This window comes from Stenotrophomonas sp. YJH_SMC_19, from assembly GCF_059367915.1.
Genome location: NZ_JCAFRI010000002.1, coordinates 283787 through 304146, shown reverse-complemented (window position 1 = coordinate 304146; position 20360 = coordinate 283787). Strand labels below are relative to the sequence as shown.

General features: G+C 61.3%; 20 protein-coding genes. 8 read left to right on the top strand and 12 right to left on the bottom strand.

Annotation, left to right across the window (positions count from 1 at the left end):
- The first annotated feature begins 35 nt into the window (after positions 1-35).
- The 5 genes from AC5P5R_RS03960 to AC5P5R_RS03940 all read left to right on the top strand — a co-directional run bounded on the left by AC5P5R_RS03960 (position 36) and on the right by AC5P5R_RS03940 (position 5818).
- On the top strand, positions 36-752 hold the full coding sequence (locus tag AC5P5R_RS03960) for a hypothetical protein (protein WP_164281486.1): 717 nt from the start codon (positions 36-38) through the stop codon (positions 750-752).
- On the top strand, positions 745-2595 hold the full coding sequence (locus tag AC5P5R_RS03955; protein WP_024956856.1) for a hypothetical protein: 1851 nt from the start codon (positions 745-747) through the stop codon (positions 2593-2595). The genes AC5P5R_RS03960 and AC5P5R_RS03955 overlap by 8 nt, the downstream gene beginning before the upstream one ends.
- A 22-nt stretch (positions 2596-2617) precedes the next feature.
- Positions 2618-3664 (top strand): ATP-binding protein, encoded by a 1047-nt coding sequence (locus AC5P5R_RS03950; protein ID WP_072167141.1) that lies wholly within the window; start codon positions 2618-2620, stop codon positions 3662-3664.
- A gap of 826 nt (positions 3665-4490) precedes the next feature.
- Positions 4491-5036 (top strand): hypothetical protein, encoded by a 546-nt coding sequence (locus tag AC5P5R_RS03945; protein WP_126412179.1) that lies wholly within the window; start codon positions 4491-4493, stop codon positions 5034-5036.
- A gap of 422 nt (positions 5037-5458) precedes the next feature.
- Complete coding sequence (locus tag AC5P5R_RS03940; protein WP_172476254.1) at positions 5459-5818, top strand: DUF3653 domain-containing protein; 360 nt, start codon at positions 5459-5461, stop codon at positions 5816-5818.
- Positions 5819-6709: 891 nt separating this feature from the next.
- On the opposite strand, the gene AC5P5R_RS03935 is transcribed toward AC5P5R_RS03940, so the two are convergent.
- From AC5P5R_RS03935 to AC5P5R_RS03925, 3 genes are all read right to left on the bottom strand, one after another.
- A complete protein-coding gene (locus tag AC5P5R_RS03935) occupies positions 6710-7168 on the bottom strand; it encodes a hypothetical protein (protein WP_231914939.1) in 459 nt (152 codons plus the stop codon).
- 400 nt (positions 7169-7568) lie between these two features.
- Positions 7569-8060 carry a hypothetical protein gene (locus tag AC5P5R_RS03930; RefSeq protein WP_145983839.1) on the bottom strand — a complete coding sequence of 164 codons (492 nt, stop codon included), beginning with the start codon at positions 8058-8060 and terminating at the stop codon, positions 7569-7571.
- Between the two features lie 36 nt (positions 8061-8096).
- The gene (locus AC5P5R_RS03925; RefSeq protein ID WP_100438540.1) at positions 8097-8312 is read right to left on the bottom strand and encodes a hypothetical protein; all 216 of its coding nucleotides are present in this window, start codon (positions 8310-8312) and stop codon (positions 8097-8099) included.
- 295 nt (positions 8313-8607) lie between these two features.
- Here AC5P5R_RS03925 and AC5P5R_RS03920 point away from each other — a divergent pair, with 295 nt between their 5' ends.
- Positions 8608-9363 carry a tetratricopeptide repeat protein gene (locus AC5P5R_RS03920; protein WP_164281487.1) on the top strand — a complete coding sequence of 252 codons (756 nt, stop codon included), beginning with the start codon at positions 8608-8610 and terminating at the stop codon, positions 9361-9363.
- Between the two features lie 59 nt (positions 9364-9422).
- On the opposite strand, the gene AC5P5R_RS03915 is transcribed toward AC5P5R_RS03920, so the two are convergent.
- On the bottom strand, positions 9423-9947 hold the full coding sequence (locus tag AC5P5R_RS03915) for a transporter (protein WP_100438715.1): 525 nt from the start codon (positions 9945-9947) through the stop codon (positions 9423-9425).
- A gap of 695 nt (positions 9948-10642) precedes the next feature.
- Between AC5P5R_RS03915 and AC5P5R_RS03910 the strand changes: the two genes are divergently transcribed.
- Complete coding sequence (locus AC5P5R_RS03910; protein ID WP_100438542.1) at positions 10643-10999, top strand: hypothetical protein; 357 nt, start codon at positions 10643-10645, stop codon at positions 10997-10999.
- Complete coding sequence (locus tag AC5P5R_RS03905) at positions 11000-11470, top strand: hypothetical protein (RefSeq protein WP_100438543.1); 471 nt, start codon at positions 11000-11002, stop codon at positions 11468-11470.
- Positions 11471-11487: 17 nt separating this feature from the next.
- On the opposite strand, the gene AC5P5R_RS03900 is transcribed toward AC5P5R_RS03905, so the two are convergent.
- From AC5P5R_RS03900 to AC5P5R_RS03865, 8 genes are all read right to left on the bottom strand, one after another.
- Complete coding sequence (locus AC5P5R_RS03900; RefSeq protein ID WP_164281488.1) at positions 11488-12219, bottom strand: hypothetical protein; 732 nt, start codon at positions 12217-12219, stop codon at positions 11488-11490.
- 75 nt (positions 12220-12294) lie between these two features.
- Positions 12295-12945, bottom strand: a complete 651-nt coding sequence (locus tag AC5P5R_RS03895) for a TetR family transcriptional regulator (protein WP_100438544.1) — start codon at positions 12943-12945, stop codon at positions 12295-12297.
- A 67-nt stretch (positions 12946-13012) separates the two neighbouring features.
- On the bottom strand, positions 13013-14386 hold the full coding sequence (locus AC5P5R_RS03890; protein WP_231914962.1) for a TolC family protein: 1374 nt from the start codon (positions 14384-14386) through the stop codon (positions 13013-13015).
- A 25-nt stretch (positions 14387-14411) separates the two neighbouring features.
- Complete coding sequence (locus AC5P5R_RS03885) at positions 14412-17441, bottom strand: efflux RND transporter permease subunit (protein WP_164281489.1); 3030 nt, start codon at positions 17439-17441, stop codon at positions 14412-14414.
- Positions 17438-18610, bottom strand: coding sequence for an efflux RND transporter periplasmic adaptor subunit (locus tag AC5P5R_RS03880; protein WP_100438547.1), 1173 nt, complete (start codon positions 18608-18610; stop codon positions 17438-17440). The genes AC5P5R_RS03885 and AC5P5R_RS03880 overlap by 4 nt, the downstream gene beginning before the upstream one ends.
- 62 nt (positions 18611-18672) lie before the next feature.
- Positions 18673-19269, bottom strand: a complete 597-nt coding sequence (locus AC5P5R_RS03875; RefSeq protein ID WP_100438548.1) for a TetR/AcrR family transcriptional regulator — start codon at positions 19267-19269, stop codon at positions 18673-18675.
- A 71-nt stretch (positions 19270-19340) separates the two neighbouring features.
- Entirely contained in the window at positions 19341-19637 is a 297-nt protein-coding gene (locus tag AC5P5R_RS03870; RefSeq protein ID WP_100438549.1) for a transporter suffix domain-containing protein, read from the bottom strand.
- Between the two features lie 221 nt (positions 19638-19858).
- Positions 19859-20335, bottom strand: a complete 477-nt coding sequence (locus tag AC5P5R_RS03865) for a nuclear transport factor 2 family protein (protein WP_088436469.1) — start codon at positions 20333-20335, stop codon at positions 19859-19861.
- Between the last annotated feature and the right edge of the window lie 25 nt (positions 20336-20360).

Genomic DNA, 20360 nt, shown 5'->3' with positions numbered 1-20360 from the left:
AGACGTTCGCAAGCCGACGGCTGAGGAGCAGGATGATGACCGCAGGAAAAAGCGCGACCGCCAAACCGACGGACGAAGACCGCCGTGAGGGGCATCTGCCCCATTCCCCTCTCGAGCTAGCACGCGGCAAGCGCGACCGCCGCGAAATCTTTGTATTTCAGTCCCCGAAGAATGGGCGGACCGTAACGGTGGCCGACCTGGTCAACTTTTGCCAGGCGCTGATGCTCGAATTTGACCCCCAGGTGGAGATGTATGTTGAGAGGCCGCGTCGAATCACGGTAGGCGAGAAGCGCAACCTTGAGTTGAGCTTCTGGGTCGGGCGGAGGGATGGCACCCAGCACTACCAGTTTGTAATCCCTACAAAACAGGTGGCTTCACTGAGCGTTGGCTTAGTCAAGCTTCCCGCAGATGACGAGCTCATCCACATGGCCTTGAATCAAGGGCTCGTATTGCGACTTGTCCACGAAAACTCTCTGGCATCTCGCGCCAGCGAGGTCGCTGTTGCCTACGAACTACTTCCGCTTGTCTGGGCCAATGCAAAGATCGCGGGGGCCAGGCAGTTGGAAGTGAGGATTGAGGACATGCTCCAGAACGTTGAGCGCCTCACCATGAGCGCATTACAACTGCAGACGGGCCAGGCCCGGTTCGCAGTGGCTTGCGCAGTGGCAAGCCTCGTCTACACCGGCCGCGTACAACTCGTGGACTATCGCCCAGGGGATCCGGATGCCCTCGTGGAGGTGCGTCATGGCTAGGTACGAAATCTATGATCAGGCGACACTCGACGAGTGGTACTCCCCACATCCGGTTGATATTGCACCAGATCATCTCTCCAAGTTCCGCGTGGCCAAGGAAGCACTCACCGCCTTGCTTCTGGGCCGTTCCACCATCACCGCTATATCCCGGAGATATGGAATCTGCCACAAACGCCTGAAGCGCATGGCAATGAAAGCGCCCACGATAGCCCACGATGGCATGCCGCACGGATTTCGCGTATGCATTCCATGGGGCAGTTACTCGACTGAGCTTTCCTTCGAACCCGCGGAATTGCCGCTGGTTCCAGGAAGATTTGCGTGGCACAAAGTCTCCGAAGCTGTGCCAAGTGTTAAAGCCTTGATCGATGGCTTTGCAACCCATCTGCCGCCGGGCCGCCCTCCAAGCGCGTTCGTAAAATTGCACCAACGAGTCCTTGCGGAGCTGAAGCAGCACAACCTGGAGGACAAATTCCCCCTGAACGATCCTGGCAAGGGGAAGCGCTCGCTGCTTGCTTTGCTCAAGCGGCGGCAGTCGGCAGTAGCCGACGTGGACCTTTATGAACCTCAATCGGCATCGAACGCTCCTGTCGCTTTGGAGCAAGCAGTACGGATGGGCCTGTTCGCCAGAACGGAGTTTGACGCGCACCAAATCGATGTTGAATGCAAGATCTCCATCGATATGCCCAATGGCGCGCGTGTTACGCGCAAAGTGTCACGGCTATGGCTTCTCATCGAAATAGAGACTGAATCCAGGGCGGTAACGGGATGGCTTCTCTGTGTCGGCCAGAGCTATGACAATCTTGATGTAGCGCTCTGCTTGTCCAAGTCAATGGAACCCTGGGCTCCCAGGGACCTGACGATCCCGGACCTCTTCTACGCACCTGGCGCTGGAATGCCCGTCTATCAGGCAGCAACGCCGATAGTCACGCGCTCGGCCGCTGTCGCACTGGACAACTTCCTTGCGCACTCGGCCCATGCACTCGAAGCAGCATTCTGCAGGGCTCGGGGAGGTGTGATGATCTTCGGAAAGTCGCACACACCGCGCTCACGACCCATTGTAGAGCAATTCTTCTCGCGCTTGGAACGTGGTGCGCTGCGTAAGATCCCCGGCGGTTTTGAGCCCGCCAAACGGCTGGGGGAAAACAAGATCAGGATCAGCAACTTCTCTCCGGATGCCCATCCCATCCAGATGCACCTTCTCGAGGAGCTCCTGGACGTCATCATAGCCAACTACAACGCGACGCCTCACTCCGCACTCGGACAGATGACGCCGCTAGCGTATCTCACGAATCGCAAAGAGTCAGCGTTTGCGTTTGCGCCGGAAACCTGTGGCCTGGATGCTGCAGATATGGCTTCGACAATCGTAAGCCTGCCCGTAAAAGGCAACAAGGATAATGGGGAGTTGCCCCATGTCACCTACTTGTATGCGGACTACCGATCCCCTTCCCTTAACGATAAATGGGGACTGATTGGCACCAGGATTCTTGCGCGCGTGAATAGGCGCGATCTTCGTTCAATCGTGCTACTTCAAAGTGCCACCGTGCCATTCGGAGTGGCTACCGCGCGAGCGCCTTGGTCGCGCGCGCCGCATGACGAGAGGACGCGAAGGATCATCTGTCGTTGGTCCAAACAGCGCAGTGATTTCTCAATCGCTGGCGTGGAGTGTGCAATTGAAGCCTTCATAGCGCATCTTCGATCTACTGCAGACACGTCCCAACCCGCAGTCGACCAACTTGCGCGCTTGCAGCAGTTGCACTTCGGCCGTCTGCCCGACATTCGGTCCCAGCCAGCTCACATCCCGGTAAGAGTCCCCCGGGGAGGCAAGGTGAATCTTGATGACTAGATCGGACCTTGCGGAGGCCATCATGGCCGTCCGTCGCCTTGACCCCGACCATCCACTTTTCATTGAGTCTGGCTACCGTATCAACACGAAGCCTGTCGAACGCATGGCGGATTTCGTTCTGTACAACATTCAGCAGGGTCATCATGGGTGCTCTCTTTATTCAGAGAGCGGGGTTGGCAAATCCACGGCGCAAGACTATCTAGTCGAAACCGACTGGCGCTGGCTCGTGGAGGACGGACGCCGCGCAGGTGTGGCCAGGGCAATCGTCGCAACCTCAGATGCATGCAGGAGCCCGCTGAGCTTCTGGCACGCGCTTTCACATCAACTGGGAATGCCGCGCTGGTCATCGGCCAGGCCTCACGAGCTGAGGGCACGAATACACAATCACATGCGCGCCGCGTGTGGGCACGCCGACGTACGCAGGTACGTATTGTTCATCGACAGTGCTCAACGGCTCACCAATCTTGAGTTTCAGTGCTTAGAAGATCTTGATAACTTGATGAGCAAGGACAGGCTTACTCTCTTTTTGGTCTTTGTGTACCAAAGTGACCAGCAGGGCATCGAGCTTGGCGACATGTGGCAGCACCATCCGTCACATGTTGTTCGCCGGTGGTTTCTGGACTCAGCCCCATTTCTTCCTCTTGCGGCGCGAGATGAGGTCAGGCATGCCCTGTCGCGCTACGACGGCGCAGCATGGTGGCCGACAGAGGACATGCCATTTTCTAGATACTTCGCCACCGACGCATTTGATCGCGGATGGCGGCTGGAATCTGAAACGGAGATGATTTGCGATGCTGTGTCCGCCCTCCGGAGGGAGGTGGGACTTCCCGAACATAGTGGCTGGCCGATGTGCTCCTTCACATCGACCGTGCGGAATCTGCTAACGAACGCTTGGTTTCAGCAGAGTTTCGAACGCTTCACTCCATCTGACGTCCGTGCTGCGCTTGTGCATGTCGGGTACCTGCGAACCGAGTTCATTCGCATGCGCGAGAAGATGTCCGACAAGGCAATCGCCATCATTGAGAAGATACAGAATACGGCAAACCAGGTAGGGGGAAGCAATGAATAGCTCTCGCGCCGTAAATCCTTCTACGCCTCGGATTGTCGGCGCAGAGCATGAGTTCTATCCATACATATCGGGCTACGGCGTGCTGCAGCGGATCGTTGCACTGGGCATGCCAACAAGTGAGCAACTCATGATCATGGGGGTGAGGCGTAAGACTGGGCGCTCCATGCTCCGCCCTTTGCTTCTGCCGGGCCGGGTGCAGGATACTTTTGCGTCAGCCATCGAAGTCCGTGACGTCACAACGAAGAATCTATGGAATCCGGCCGCGTGGCTTCCAGTTCAATCACTTCGACTTCTCGCGGGTAGTGAGCTTCCATATATGCGGTGCCCCGCATGCGCACTTCACGGCTACCATTGTTCACTATTTCTCCTTCCTTCCATCTCTGCGTGCCCTTGGCATGGCGAGAAGCTCATCAGCCACTGCGAGGCATGCGGAAGGACGCTGGGCACCAGTTTTGACCACTCCGGTGGTCTCGGGACTTGTACTTGTGGATTTCAGCCAATCGACGCCCACACAGCGCTACTGGACGTCAGGCAATTTCCCGCTCGTGAAGTGTCGCAGTGGGTGGATGACTACCTTCATTGGGCATCACGCCGGCGGGCAGGCCGAGTGATTCACTTCCCCAGTGATGCGCAAAGCTGGCCTTCAGCTCTGGCGCGCCTGATTGATAGAACGACTCCTATGCCGCCCGTCCACCAGGACGATGGCAATGCTCACGTAAGGTATGAGGCTTTCCAGCCATCCGCTGACGATCCGGAGCCAGGGGCGTTCTGGGGCTGGGCAATGATTGGCGGCAACTCGGGCCTCATGTGCGCTCCGCTCCCATTGATGGCCTACGATGCTTTGACGCGGGCCACTGCAGCGGCATGCGCCAGGGTCGGACTTGAAGGCCTATCTGTCCTGAGCTTCCGCTCAACGCACTACGACACCCAAGGACCCACTGAGGTAGAGCGGCACGAGTCGTTCCTAGCTCCCTATGGTGTTTCTGCCAGCGGCGCGACTTGGCTCAATCTCTCGGTTGTCGACCCGATGGTAACGTTAGCGTGCGGCACAGCGCTGGAGCTGGCCGCTGCGGCCTTTGGTATCGCGAACGACAAGCCGGATAGGTCCCCTTCCGTAATCGTCGCTTCGGTATTGGACAGCATTAAGGGAAGATCCGCCTTGGTCGACGCGCTTGTGTGGGTTCTGGCAACCGCTTATGAGGAAGGCTTGGCGTTGACGCTTGCAAGGGTGTTCAAGCTGAATCCGAAGGATGTACTGCCTTCAGGTGGGTATCCGGTCATCGAGCTTCAGGGTTCCGCCCGTTCCTTGAGAGAAGTCCGGGTCGCCTGGGTGACACCTCGAAAAACAGCTAGAATCCAGCAGAAATCCTAAGGCAGGCAGTTCTTAGCAATTTTTGCCATCATTGGGGCAACGGCACTGTCTCGTGCCGGACTGCGAACGGCAGTAGCCTTCATGCGAGTACGCAACACAAGGGGAGGCTTTGCCGCCGCGTGGGCTAATTGGCAATTCTAATGACCCCCCGGCAGTCGTGGGCGTGTTTTATGGGCTTCCGGAACTGTTGGGCGTTATTTATGTACTTCTGGAAATGCCGGGCGTCTTTGGTGAACTTCCGGGAATATCGGGCATCTTTGGTGGACTTCCGGAAATATCGGGCATCTTTGGTGGACGGAAGCTGCCAGGAAGAGGCTAAGCTCACCCCATCCATATCTTCTAAAATCAATGCGTTAGAGGCCGGGCGTTTTCGGTGCGGCAGACATCCCTGTTGGAACCCCCGACAAGGATGAGCTCGCAGCATGATCAAGATCGATCCGCACGAACGAATTGACCTGGCCGGCACCTGGGCCGGCTTCGGTTTCCAGGCTGGGCACATGTTCACTCCCGAAGGTCACCAGCTGGAGCCCTGCGACATGGCCTGGTGGTCCCTGACCTGCAACATAGCGCGGGAATGGCGGCTGATGATGGCTGAGTCGGCTCCCCGACCCTCAGCTGCGCGTAAAGCTTCGACCACGACGAAATCCAGCGTCATCTACTTAGCCGAAGCGCTCAGAATTCGCCGAGAACGCCGGTTAGGCGTGCGTGATCCTGGCCCCGACGCCGAGACACCCAATGTTGTCTACATGAGTCGGGGGCCGAGACCGCGCCAGCGCGTGTAAAGCGATTCCGTAGGGGCGCTGCCCCCACCCCTAACGGTAGCCTTCAACCCCGTAGTCCACCATCACTCTACGTCCGTCCGGAAGAAAGCCAGCATCCGCGCCCTTCAACTCGTAGGGCGTGTCCTGGTCAACGAAATGCGGCCATTCGTCAGATTCGAACCAGGCATCAAATTCACTATCCGACATAATCCTTGCCCTAGGCATTACAACTACTAGCGATCCGGGTGACGACCACAGGAGCGGGCACAGATTCGGGTAGATCCGCTGCGTCCATGCCTCAACTTCAGCTCGATTGCAGCGCACTCCTTGCGCAACTCGATACAGGCTCGAGACTCTGGGTAGCTTGACGGCATATTGCCCAACAAGAAGGACAATGCGTGACGAGCCTCTGCATAGCTGCAACCATCGACGGGCCATGGCTTAGCCTTCTCGGCAGCGGAGCCACTCGCCATTGGAATTTCGTAACTGCTCCCACCCATTGATCAGTCGGCGCATTGCCGTTCCGCCCATGCAAGCGGCTCCCAATTTCTTTGCGTCCGCGCTTCCGTACGCTGGCATGCGAACAATCTCGCTCGATGGCGTTGGTATGCCTTGGCGACGGGCCTCACTTTGGATCAACGACCGCTCAACGTCCGTACAATAGAGCCGGATGCGCGGATCGACGTGCTGCTGGCATTTCAGGGGCTCTGCACCAAGGTTGCTCGCCTTTGGTCCAGGTGTTGTATGCCTAGGCAAACGCTGCGGGCCGGTAGCCGAGCGCAGTTGCTGCGCGTGCAGAGGCGCTACCAGCAAAAGTAGAGCCACAACCGCACCTGATCGAATGTCCATATCGCCCCCAAGGTCCGGGAGCATGATATCTCACCCTGTATCGGTCGTGATGCGTCACGGTAATTAGAAGCTGGCCGGATATGGCGGCGTCTCGGGAAACGTGCCCAGCGGGCGCTTGCCAACTGCGATCAGGGTGCTCCCGTTCGCCGTGGCGGTGGTCGGCTGTGTCTCGCTCGCGCTCGTCACAGGCGACCCCGCCGCAGCCCTTATGCGCTCGGTGGTCGAATCGGATTGTTCGCCGAACGGATCAACGGGCCAGGTGGTCGCGATGATCTCGTGGCCTTTCGCTGACAGCAGTACGCCGAACTCTGTCCTTTTGACGGACCAGCCCAAGGCCCAAAGCTGCTCAGTGGTGAACCGGTCAAGCACCTGGCCACCGCCCAATGCCCGGAACTCGAAAAAATCGCGGCGCCCGTACCAGCCGGCGTGCCGCGCCCTGGCCTGAACTGCCATGTCCAGGATGTACTGCACGCCGGCTGGAAGGACCTCTTTCTGCTTGGACGCTTCCGCCACCTTGGTCACGACCGTGGCCGGTTGCGATCCAGGTACATGACCCATCGCCGGGATCGCTGCCTTGGTTAATCCAACTCTGTTCGCTCGATTCCTCGCAAAGATTACCCATGGATACGCCGTTGCTCATTTGGGAATGGATGGCTTCCGGCCGTACTTGCCGCCCATAATTCTTATGGACACCGAGGACCCCTTCAGGTACGTGGGCGGATACTCAGAGCCGCCTCCTAACTCAGAGGCGCTACATCAAGTTACCCAGGGGTATGCAGAGCTCAATGGGACAAAGTTCGTCCTAATCAGGATGCGACTCTTCGCACTACTAGGCGCGCCAGAATACCTCGTAGTGGCCGGAGACTGCGATTTAGCCACCCTAGAAGCTGGCCGGGTAAGGCGGCGTCTCTGGGAGCCCGCCCTAGGGTCGCGGCTTGTCCAGCCTCCATTCAACATACCGTCCATACGACAGGTAGAGAAAGCAGATGATGGCGATGTGTACGAGCGCGAATGGTATGTACAGCTTCCAAAGAAGCGTCCATCCCATTCCCACGCCCGGAATCAGGTAAATCGCAAGGATGGTCTTCCACTTGCCGTCGTGCCCAGCAGTCAGAGTTTCGCCATGCTTAACGACCGCCCCTGAGACAAGCCAAGCCGGCGCAAACGCCGCAATCAGCATGACCCAGAATGACGGGTTGCTTTTCCCCTCAAAGAGGTCGCCTCCCAAGTGCCTCGCCAGCATGATCAGGAAAAGCGCTTGAAGAACCATATAGAGCGCAACAAGGACGGAGGCGCCAAAGCGTCGATAGCCTCCGTCAAAATCAGAGAACATCTCCAGATTGGCAGCAACGAGATAGGCGTACGAGTAAGGCGCCCGCACCCTTCGCAGTATGTTGATAGACAATTCCTTCACCCCTCCGTTGTTGCCTTCGCGGACACCTTGGCAGCCCTAAGTGTGCTCGCCCCAGAATTCTGCAGCCATCGTCAGAGCAGCAGCACAGGCGCCACCTTCCTTCGCATCAAACTCTTCCACATGGCAATCGTCATTCCAGAGTGCCGATTTCCAGGAGAATTCGGAATCGCTCAAGCTCTCGTAGAGCTCCCGCCTTACGCCTTCCCTGTACATCTGTACCTGTTCAAGCCGCTCTTCGAACAATTCAATCATTCCGGGCCAATCACCGGTTTCGACTGAGTAAAAGGACTCGACCGCCGAAAGGGCGATGTTGTACGGCCTCTTTGATCATCTCCGGGCAAAGGTCGATCCAGGCTAGAGAATGGGTTGATAAGTTGGAGGTGCAGTTCCGCGATGTGCCGTCCCATCTGATAGTGACATGCAGCAAGGTGCGTCGCAGGAATCGCCCTCATTAACGTGACGCGTCACGCCCATTCGGTAGCAGCCCATTGGCGCCCCACCCCTCCCCCACTATAGTTCCACCCCTTACAAGGACGAGGCACCCCACATGCCCTATATCGGAATCGGACTCCACGTACTGGCGGCCATCTACTTCGCGGTGCACGCCATCCGCTCAGGCCAGAGCCTCTACTGGCTCATCCTGCTCTTCTCGTTCCCGCTGCTCGGCAGCGTCGTCTACTTCCTGGCGATCTACTTCCCGGAAGTCCGCCATTCGCGCGGCGCCCGGCAGGTCGTCCGCTCCGCCAAGCAGCTCATGGACCCCGGCCAGGACCTGCGCAACGCCCGCGCCGAACTGGCGCGCACGCCCACCGTGCAGAATCGGGTTCGCCTGGGCATGACGTTGCTGGATGCCGGCCAGGCCGAGGAAGCCAGAACCCTGCTAGAGCAGGCAGCCAGCTCGCCGTTGGGCGACGATCCCTACATCCTGACCGGACTGGCACGTGCGCGCCTCGAGTCCGGGCAGTCCGCGCTTGCGGTGGAGACGCTGGACGGCCTGTTCGCCCGCCACCCGGATGTGTGCCGCAAGCCGGAACAGACGCTGCTTTACGCGCAGGCATTGGCAACCGCCCAAGCCTCTGGCGCCCGCGCCGCATTCGAGCGCGCTGTGGAATGCGGGAACGATGCGGCCGCTCGCTGCCTCTACGCGGAATGGCTGATGGCGCAGCCGCAACCCGACGATCGCGAGCAGGCCCGCAGTCTGTTCGCCAGCATCATCGATGATGCCCAGCACTGGTCGCGCTACGCGCGTAGCCACAATGCCGCCTGGTTGGAGCGGACCAAGACGGCGTTGAAGGGCTACTGATGCCTGGCAGCAGGTGGCAGGCTCGAACATCGGGACTTCCAGGAAACTATCTCAGGGGCCTAGCGCGAGCCCAGCTTGGGGAAGAGCAGCTTGGGAGTTCCGATAAACAGCAGCCATGCACCCAGGGCCGCTCCGTAGGCGAGCACCGTTCCCACAAGGAATGTGCCGAACAGATTGCCGGTGAACAGCTGATACAGCCCTTTGCCGCGACCTGCAGCGCTGCCTCCAAAAGTCAGCACGATGACCGGCAGAACAATCATTCCGCTGCAGAGAATCAGGGAGAAGGCACCCAGCAACCATCGCTTCAATGGCGGGTTCCATGGCATGGGATAGCCTGCGAGCAGTCGTCTCATCCAAAGAAACAGCACAGGAAGGGCGACCAGGTACATCAATGCCACATACAACCAGGTTCGAACATCAGTGCTGCCCGCCGCGAAGATGGCTCGCGGGTATGCCCCTGTGCGATAGAACGTTTCTGCGCTTGCCGTCAGCGCCGCGCTAATGATCATCGCAGGCTTGAACAGGCGCGACACCTTGCCCCATTGCGCGTTGCGTAGTTGCTGCCCGTCAGTCATGCCAGACATGAAAACCTTCTCGCGCGAATGCGTCCATAAGGTACCAAGGGGCATTGTGTAGATGATTCGCCCCGCCACATGGTGACATGCAGCGCTTTGCTTCGCAGATTCCACCTATTAACGTGACGCGTCACGCGCAATTGGTAGCGCATTGCTAGCGGCCTACCTGTCGACCCTGAGCGCCTAGACACATAAGGACGAGCACGCGCGCATGCTGAAGCGGACCAAGGTGGCCTTGAAGGGCTACTGACGCCTGGCGGTCTTTGGCATCCTGTCGCATTCGCCTCGCTCACGGCCTCGCCGGGCGGATGCCGACACTCATCAGGCATGCACCACCGACATCGTCGACAGCCTTGCAGCACAAGGCGCCCGCCTCATTGCGCCGCATGCAACGATTCTGAAAGTGTTGAAAGTGGTGTCGGCATCAGCCCTACTGCATTGGCATCGCGCACAGCCGGGCGTATTCCTCTCCGTGCCACCGAAAACAGGTGGCCGGGATTCGAAACCCCGGTAGTTCGCTGAAGTAAACGCTTGCCAGCCGGCATCACCCTGTGTGGTGCCGGCTGGCAATCCGTCGGCCGGCTATGGCGGGCGGTGCGTGGAGGCCTTGTGCCTGCCGGTTCAGCGAACACCGGGTTTCGAACCACGCACCGTCCGCCACCTTTATCGGTGGCGGCTTCTGCCTGCACGCAAGGAGCCCAGCCATGACCCAGCCCCACTCCCCTGCCCCGCACCCGATCCTGGACGCGCCGGCCAACGGCCCCGCACTGGACCCGAATACCCTCATCGCCCTGCTGCACGGCATCGGCGCCGGCGCCGCCTCCGATGGCCAGCCGTGGCCGGAGCGCCATCAGATGCCTGGTCGACGCATCGCCCTGGCGGATACCGATTGCTCGCTGGCCGGCCTTCGCGTGGTACTGGAGATCCTGCTGGCCGCGCAGCGCGCCCGCGAGAATGGCGAGCTGGAACAGTACGTCGGCCCGCGGGTGATGGAGGGCCTGATCATGGCAGGACTCGGCCTCGCCGCACACGCCAGTACGCGGCTGCATCCGGAGGGCTGAGTGGCGTGGTGCCGCTGGGCGACCATGGTGCTTTGCCTTGCAGCGGTGGTTGCGGTACAGATTCAGTGGCCGGTGCCGCCGAGGCCTGAGCAGCTCGCATTCCAGAGCATCCCTGACGATCGCTTTTCACTGCTCCGCCGACAGGCAAGGCAGTTTGTGGAAGCGCGGCCACGGCAGGGCTTTGAGTTCGCTGAACAACGTCAAGGCGCCACTTTGCAGATCTATTGCAGGGGCGTCCCGGCGCTGTGGCTGGAGAGGCGCTCGCACTATCTGCTCTTGCAGGTCTCACTGGACGCCCGGCAGCGGGCGCCCGACGTTGTGCGGTTCCGGGCACTTCTTCAATGGCAGATGGAGCCGTTGGACTATCTGGAGCAGGTGTTGGCTGATGTGCCGGAGCCTGTTTTGATGGATCGGGTGCGGCGGGCCCTTGCTGGCGAGGTGCCTGATGGCGTGCGGTGCGGCAGGCAGTAGTCGAGCAGGGCTCGACCCTACAAAGGCGTTGGTTGGGAGGGTTCGGGTTCATGGATGGAACCCTCCAACAAGGCAACGTAGGTGTCCAGCCGGGTGCGTAAGCCGATCAACATCCAGCCCACGACATACAGCAGCACCATGCCAAAGATCAGCAGTGCTCCGAGCAGACTGACGTCAAACACGCTCGCCCAATCGCCCCATTTCCATCCGCGGAACTGTACGTAGAGCGCGATCAACAGCGGAAACGGCCCAAGGCGCTGCAGCCCGCCGTACATCATGCCCATGCGTTCGATCATGTTGGTACGCAAGGTGCTGACGAACTTGAGTCGCCGCTCGCGCTGGACCCGCGGGAATCCGCGAAGCTCGGTCACCACCGATTGCCAGTGAGCGAAGTCTTCATCCATCTCCCGGGCGTGCGAGAGCCGAGGCTGGCTGAACTGGCGAATGCCTCTGCGGGCGACCAAGACGCCCCCGACAATGAAACCTCCGATTTCGATTGCCAGGCAGGCAATAACCACTTGGAGCAATGTGCCAGCAGGCAGCCATCGATCCGGAAGCTGAGCAGTCAGAACGCCGGTGATTGCCGCACCTACGCCGATGCGAAACGCCCACGTCTCCACCCTGCCCGCCTTGGGGTAGATGCTGTGCTCAACCAGCCCCTGCACCCGCTGGTAGAGCCAGTGGAATGTCAGTTCCTGCGAATCGGTCTTTGCCGGAGGATCGAATCCGTCCCCTGCGTGCACCTCCATTGCGCCCCCTGCTCCGCCGGCGTAGATGCCGGCCCCGGCCATCGTAGCCGAGGTTGGCAGGGCCGGCATACGCCCCTACCGTGTGATCGTGGATTCTGCGGGGGCCAGCGCATGCAGCGGTGCAAAAAACAGCAAGAACGAGTCCAGTACCTGCGCCCCATCGCGTTCCATGTCGAATTCCTCCGGGTCCAGGATCGTCCCATAGAGAACGCCGGCGATGCCGGTATACAGGCAACGGGCTGCAATGGTGATGTCCGTTCTTGCGATCAGCTGGCCAAGTTCATCCGCGCGTTGAAGTACTTTTTCCAGTGTGTGCACCTCCACCAGGGCGCCGCGCTGGGCAATCAGGCGCACGCCATCGAGATTGGCCGAGGGCCCCGCGTGAAGAAGAACCTCGAACATGTCGCGAAGTCGAACGTTCCGTGCAAATTCCTGCAGGGACTTCAGGAGTTCATCGCGAAGCAGCCTCAGCGGCTCGTCCGACTTCCTCACGGCATCCCAGCGCAGCCTGCCGTGCCAGGGCGCCAGCTCCATCTCCGTCAGCACGCTCAGGATGTGTTCTTTCGATTTGAAGTGCCAATAGATGGCGCCCCGGGTGTTTCCCGCATGCGATGCAATCATCTCCATCGACGTATTGGAGAAACCAAACCTCAGAAAGCAACTGCGTGCAGAATCAAGAATGCGCTTCCGCGTTGCCTCAGCATCCTCTTTGCGTTGTCGTGCCATGTTGGATCCAACCTTTACCGTAGCGCTTCACCGGAGCTGCGTCGCAGCTCCGTCCCTGGATGTTCCGTCAGCGGCTGCTGATCTGATTCACGGCGCGTAGTCCGCCCGATGTGGTTGCCAGCGAGAGACGAATGTCCGCCTCGCATTTCTGCTGGACGGTTGCGATCAGCCTCAGGCGCTCTTCCAGCGTGCTCCGCCTGATCGCCAGATCTTCGCGTCGATTGATCAGGCCGGATTCGAGCCTCGCGTCAGCGATCCGCATGGCGTGATCGGCGGTGCTCGCTGCTACCCTCTGCTGCTCGCGGGACTTCGAGGCACGCGATACATCTGCAATGGCAGCGTCGACGTCCTCGGCTGCTAGCAGAATGGCCTCTGCATAGCTGGCACCGGCCCGGTCGAGACGCGCCTGTGCGGCATCCTTCTCTGCACGGGCCCGGCCGAAGTCGAGCAGTTGCAGGCCCAAGGAGCCGAGCAGCTGACTGGCCAGATTGCTCCCCGCGATCAGTCCGCCACCGCTGCCCTCCCTCGCCCAGCCCCCCGTTCCGGACAGGGTCAGCGTGGGCCAGTTCACGCGTTCGGCAATGAAGCGATCTGCCTGGCTGGCGCGCAGCAGTGACTCCGCAGCCATGACTTCCGGGCGGCTGGCGACAACGCTGATCGGAATGCCAATCGGCTCGGGACTGGCGCATTGCGGCGCCGGACGGTAGCGGGAGGCGATATCGTCGAGCAACGGAGGACTGATCCCGGTGAGGGTCGCCAGCCTGGCCATGGCCAATGCGCGGTTGTGAAGGCCCTCCTCCAGGCTGGCCTGGCGATTGGCAATCTCCACTTTCAGGGGCGCGGTTTCCGCAACCGACTGCAGTCCTGCCTGCTCAAGCGCCTCGTCAATGCTGGCAATCTCGTTCAGGACGATTGCCAGTTCTTCTTCAACCCGCTGCTGCTGGTCACCCGCGCGCAGCATCATGTACTGCCGTGCAATTTCGGCCGCCAACCGGGCTCGCGTGCGAATGAACTCCAGGCGCTCCGCTTCCTGGCGGGCAGCGCTGCTGGCCAGGGCGGCCCGCTTTCGGCCAAACAGATCGATCTGCCACCGCAGCGTTGCATCCAGATTGCTCTGGGTGAAGTAGCGCGGAGATCCCGTGCTGCTCACCAGGGCGCTCGACTCCGGCCGCTGCGTGCGCTGCACGCCGCCGTTGGCCGTCAGCTCGGGCCAGCGATTGGCCTGCGCACCGGCCGTGGCGGCACGCGCTTCCTCCAGGCGTGCGGCCGCCTGCGCCAGCGTCGGAGAGCTTCTGGATGCGAGCGACAGCAACCGCTCCAGCTCCGGATCCTCCCAATCCGCCCAGACTGGCTGGGTGGCCTGGGCAAGCGCTGCAGGAGACCCGATGGCCCCCAACACGGCGGTAATGGTGATGGCCATGAATCGACGGCGGAGGGTCATGTACTTCACGGGGCAGTCTCTCCGTTCACGGGGTGGTCTTGCGACGGCGCAGCCATCGGTTCTCCAGGTCATCCATCAGGGTGTAGGCCACCGGTACGAACAGCAGGCTCAGCAGCGTGGAGGCCAGCAGGCCGCCGACCACCGCGATCGCCATCGGCGCGCGGAAGCCATCGTCGCCACCGAAGCCAAAGGCTGCCGGCAACATGCCGCCAACCATGGCGACGGTCGTCATCAGGATGGGGCGGATACGTTCACGGCCCGCACTACGCACGGCCTGCTCCCGGTCCTGTCCCTTCTCGCGGTCTTCAACGATGTAGTCCACCAGCAGGATCGAGTTCTTGCCGACGATTGCGAACAGCATCAGCAGGCCAATCACCGTGGAAATGGTCAGCGAATGGCCGGTAAGCAGCAGCGCGAGCGCCGCACCACCGAGAGACAGCGGAAGTGCCGTCATGATGGTGATCGGCTGCAGCCAGTCACTGAAGAGCAGCACCAGCACGGCATAGACGGCTACCAGCCCCAGCAGGATGGCCACACCGAACTGCGTGAACATTTCGGTCATGTACTTGGTGTCGCCGTACTCGGTGTAGCGCACACCGGCGGGCATCTGCGCATACGCCTTCAGTTGGCGGACCTGCTCGACCGCCTGGCTGAGCGTCAGCCCGTTCAGGTTGGCGGTAAGCTCAACGACCCGCTCGCGGTCAAGGCGACGCACGCTGGCCGGCGTTTCGGTGGGGACTAGGGTGGCCAACGCGCGCAGCGGGATGGTCTTCCCGGACCTGGTCTGCACCGGTAGTTCTAGGATCTGTTCCGCACTGATGCGCGTACCTCCGGCCACCCGGATGCGGACGGGCACCTGTTCATTGCCCACCGGCACGCGTGGCAGCAGTGTATCCAGGCCACCGTAGCTGGCGGTATTGAGCATGGACGCAAGATCCTGCGGCAGCACACCAAGTCGGGCGGCATCCTGCTGATTGATCTTCAGGTCGTAGCCCGGGCGCGGCAGCGGAATGGTGGTGCTGACATCGCGCAGGCCCGGGATCGATTTGGCCTCACGCCCCAGCTGGGTCACGAATGCATCGAGGGCAGCGGTATCCCGGCTGCGGAACGACAGCGACATTTCCTTGTTGCCCTCCCCCAGCAGCAGCTCCGGGCGAATGTCCTTCAGCCCCTCCAACCGCTCGCGGATGGATTGCTCGATCTCCGCGTTCGGCCGCGACCGTTCGCCGCGTGGCTTCAGTACAAGCAGGACCGTGCCGGTGAAGGCGCTTCCGCCATCGGACAGGAGCACGTGCTTGACCTCCGGGATGTCATCCACCGCCCGGCGGATGGCTTCGGCGCGATGCACCGCGCGCTCGTAGGTGATGCCCGGCGAGAGCTGATAGCGCACCTGGTAGGCGTTGGGCTGCGGCGTGGGGATGAAACCGGACGGAATCATCGACAGCAACCCGGCGGTGGCAACCATCACCAGCACGGCCGCCAGCACGCTGGTCTTGCGATGGCGCAGCGTCCAGGTCAGCAATCGATCGTAATGGCGGGTGAGCGCGGATTCGGTGGTGCCGGCCTGCGCATGCGGGCGCGGCTTCAGCAGCACGGCGCAGAGCAGCGGGGTCAGCAGTCGCGCCACGATCAACGAGGCGATCACCGCGATGCTGGCGGTCAGGCCAAACTCCCGGAAGAACTGGCCGATCATGCCCGGAATCAAGCTGACCGGAAGGAACACGGCCACGATGGTGGCGGTGATCGCAATCACGGCCAGTCCGATCGCATCTGCACCGAGCAGTGCCGCCTGGCGCGGGCTATCCCCTTGCTCGATGCGCCGTTCGATGTTCTCGACCTCGACGATCGCGTCATCGACCAGGATGCCGATGACCAGGATCAGGGCCAGCAGGGTGATGACGTTGAGCGAGAAGCCCAGCGCGTACATCGCGGCAAATGTAGGCAGCAGCGAGAACGGGATGGCGAGCGCCGCGACCAGGGTGGCGCGCCAGCTGCGCAGGAACAGCAGCACGACGAGAACGGTCAGTGCGGCACCTTCCAGCAGCGTGCTGCGTGCGCTATGGAAGCTCTCGCGCGTGGTCTGCACACCGTCGTTGAACAGCTCGAAGGTGGCCAGGTGCGGGGAACGCTGCATGTCGGCCAGTGTCTTGGCCACGGCATCGGCCATGCTGGTTTCGCTGGCGCCGCGCTTCTTGCGCAGTTCGATGACGGTGACCGGACGGCCGTCCAGCATTGCGTAGCCTTCGCTTGCGTTGCCGGCGTCCAGAATGTGGGCGACCTCGTCCAGGCGGATACTGCCGCCAGACGGAAGGCTGATCAGCTTTTCGCCCAGTGCAATGGCCGAGGCACTTGCGCTGGTGATGCGGATCGACCGGTCGCCGACCTCGTTGCGGACACTGCCGCCCGGCAGGTTGGCTTCACTGGCAATGAGCTGCCGATGGACCTCGGCCAGGCTGAGGCCGCTGGCCGCCAGCCTTTCGGGTTCCAGCTCGACACGGAACTCGCGACGGGCACCGCCGCGGCGGGTGACTTCCTGGACGCCCGGCACGGCGAGCAGTGCCGGGCGCACCTCCTCGTCGATGTAGCGGCTCAGCGCCACCTGGGACAGGGTGTCCGAACGCACGGCGTAGCTCAGCTGCACGCCGCCGGAAACATCGACGCGCTTGATCACAGGCTCGGAGACATTGCCCGGCAACTGAGGGCGGACGCGCGAGACCGACTCGCGCACGTCCTGCGTTGCGCGATCCAGGTTCGCATCAAAGGCAAACTCTGCCGTGATGACCACGGAGCCTTCGCTGATGACCGTGTTGAGATGACTGAGCGAGGCAATATCGCTGAGTCCATCTTCGATACGGCGGGCGACGTTTCCCTCAAGCTCCGCTGGGGTGGCACCGGGTTGATCGACGCGCACTTCGACGATGGGAAGCTCGACCTTCGGCGATCCGGCCAACGGAAGGCCAACATAGCCACCGATGCCCATCAGGGTCAGCAGCACAAAGAGCAGGATGACGGGCGTGGGATGCTTGACCGCCCATTCGGAAATGCCGATCTTCACTTGGGCTTCCTCGCGGGCGGAGCAGCAACCGGGCTGCGCGGGTCGACAGCGGTGATCTGGTCACCTTCGACAAGCAGCGCACCGGAATCGCCGACGACACGCTCCCCTTCCTTCAGCCCACGGATGACCTCGTAGTGGTCGCCGTTGGCAACGCCAAGCTCCACCTCCTGGCGGCGCACGACGTTGCGCTCATCGACCTTCCACACCCAGGGAGTCGGGTCAAAGCGCAGCGCATCCACCGGCACGGCTACCGCCTGGCGGCTGGGCAAGGTGATCAGGATCGATGCGGGCGCGCCACTTGCGCCGAGCGCAGAGGCGTCGGCAGTGACACGTACGCGGCCACTGCGGGTCTGGCCATCAACGGCGACTGCAGCACTCTTGACCTGACCTGTGGCCGGCACCTGGCCGTCAACCAGGATACGTGCGGCCATGCCGGGCTTGATCTGGTCCAGCTGGCGGAGGCTGGCGAAGGCTTCGAACTCCACGCCGCCGTCCTTGGCAAGAACGAAGTACGGTGTTTCGCTGGCGCCGGTCCGGTCGCCCACCTCTACATTTCGCTGAAGCACCAGCGCATCAAAGGGGGCGCGGAAGGCCGCCTGCTGCAGTCGGGTGCTCGCCAACGCTTCCGCAGCGTCGGCGGCATGGGCGGTCGCCTCGGCCGCCTTCAGCTGAAGCGTGTTGCTTTCAATGGTGTTGCGCGAGATGCCTCCAATGTCGGCAACCGCTCGCATCTTTTCCAGCTCGCGGCGCATGCGCTCCACATCCGCCCACGCCCGCTGGCGTTCTGCGGCGGCTTGCTGTTGCTGCAGCTTGGTGGTGGTCACATCAAGCGCCAGCAGGGGCTGGCCCGCACGCACATGCTGCCCGGCCTCGACCAGAACCTTGTGCACGATCAGTCCATCAACCTGCGGCTGGACACGCACCATCTCCTGCGGCACCAGCTGTCCGACGATGCGGACTTCCGGCGTCAGCTCATGACGATGGACGAAGCTGACGCTCGCGGTGAGCGCAGTGGGCTTCTGCGTTTTCTGGGGTGCGTCAGGCGAGCAGGCTGCAAGGCCGATGACGAGCAGGCCTGTCGCCAGTTGGCGCGGCCATTGAGGGGGGCGGGTCGTAAAGCGCATGGGTGGTTGCTCTGATGTATGTGGATGGAGTACTTCGTCGCACATTTGTGCAAAAAATGAGGGCGCGATCTGGCGCCCTCCCTGTCAGGAAGAACTTCTGGGAATGATCATGCTTTCAGCACGTGGTTCCTGAGGAAGTCGCGGACGGCTTTGGCTGACTGCTCCACATCCGCGGTCTTTTTCAACGACTGCTCAAGCCACAACCCGTTTGTCACCGTGACAATCAGTGACGCCGTGCCTTCGGGGTCGATTCCGGGCCGGACCCATCCTTCAGCAATGCCCGATTCCAGCGTGCGTGCCAGTTCCTTTCGCGTCGCCACATCCAGCGCCAGCATCTCCCGATGACGGTCGGGATCGCGAACCAGTTCCATCCAGGCGTCCAGGCCGAGACCGTTGTCAGACTCCCTCCAGCGCTCCTTCAGTTCCTCGGAGCTCGCCCGGGCCAGCCACTCGAGACCTTCCCGGCTCACGAGCGCCTTGGCATCGTTTGCGTAGCTGGAGATTTCCCGAGAGACGATGGCATCGATCATCTCGCGCTTGTCCTTGAAGTAACGGAACACTGCACCAGCACTCATCTCGGCCTGGGTGCAGATATCTTCCGTACGTGCCGCATGAAAGCCCTTTTCGCGGAAGACGCTGGCGGCGGCCTCCAGGATCTGAGCGCGGCGCTCTTCGTGGAGTTTGTCGTTACGGATTCGAGCCATTGTTTGCTTCTTTCGGAACGGTATCGGGGCGGGTGGACGCTTCAGCGGCATTCGAAGTGCCAAGCGTGATACTACCGACGTCGCCCCACCCCTACGCGCGCCAGCAGCGAACGTGTTCCACTCTTGATTCGCCCCCAGTACTCTTTTCCAATCAAGGCGACCGCGATCAGGAACAGCGCTTCGCCGAGCACCACAAGGCTGCTGATGATCAGGGCCTTGTAGGGGATGTCGAGCAAAGCGACGAAGGGAAAGGAGATCCAATAGGCGGCTACCAGCGCCAGAAGCACCAGGCCGACCTTCTTCTTGAGGGAAGGGCCGGATTGGCGGGTCTGTCGGGTACACCCAGCTTCAGCAGTGGCGATGCGCATTGTGGCTTCCATTAATTAACGGAGTAGTTCGTCGCATAATACGTGGGATGCCAGCTGGGTCAATCCTCCCGACCGGTTCGGTCAGGATCCGTTCTGCTTTGTGTCGCGGCAGGACCAGTGGCAATCCTTGCCTGTTTTGAGGCCGGATGTGCCATAGCCCTGCACGGCAACGCCCGCTGGTGCAGTCACCGTTACGGGCTTGCATGCCCTTACCCGGCAACTCACATACCCAGCTCAGACAACCCCGGGTGATCATCCGGGCGACGCCCCAGCGGCCAATGGAACTTGCGGTCGCTTTCCTTGATCGGCAGGTCGTTGATGCACGAGAAGCGGCGTTGCATCAGGCCATCGGCGCCGAATTCCCAGTTCTCATTTCCATAGGAACGGAACCAGTTGCCGGAGTCGTCGTGCCATTCGTACGCGTAGCGGACAGCAATGCGGTTTTCGGTAAAGGCCCAGAGCTCTTTGATCAGGCGGTACTCGAGCTCCTTGTTCCATTTGCGTGCCAGGAACTGCCGGGCTTCCTCCCGGCCATTGGTGAACTCGGCGCGGTTACGCCACTGGGTGTCGAGCGAGTAGGCAAGCGACACCCTGTCGGCATCGCGGGAGTTCCAGCCATCCTCGGCAAGGCGCACCTTCAGCGTGGCCGATTCAAGGGTGAACGGAGGAAGCGGCGGACGGGGTTGTTCAGCGGACACGGGGGGGCCTCCAATCGAAATGGAT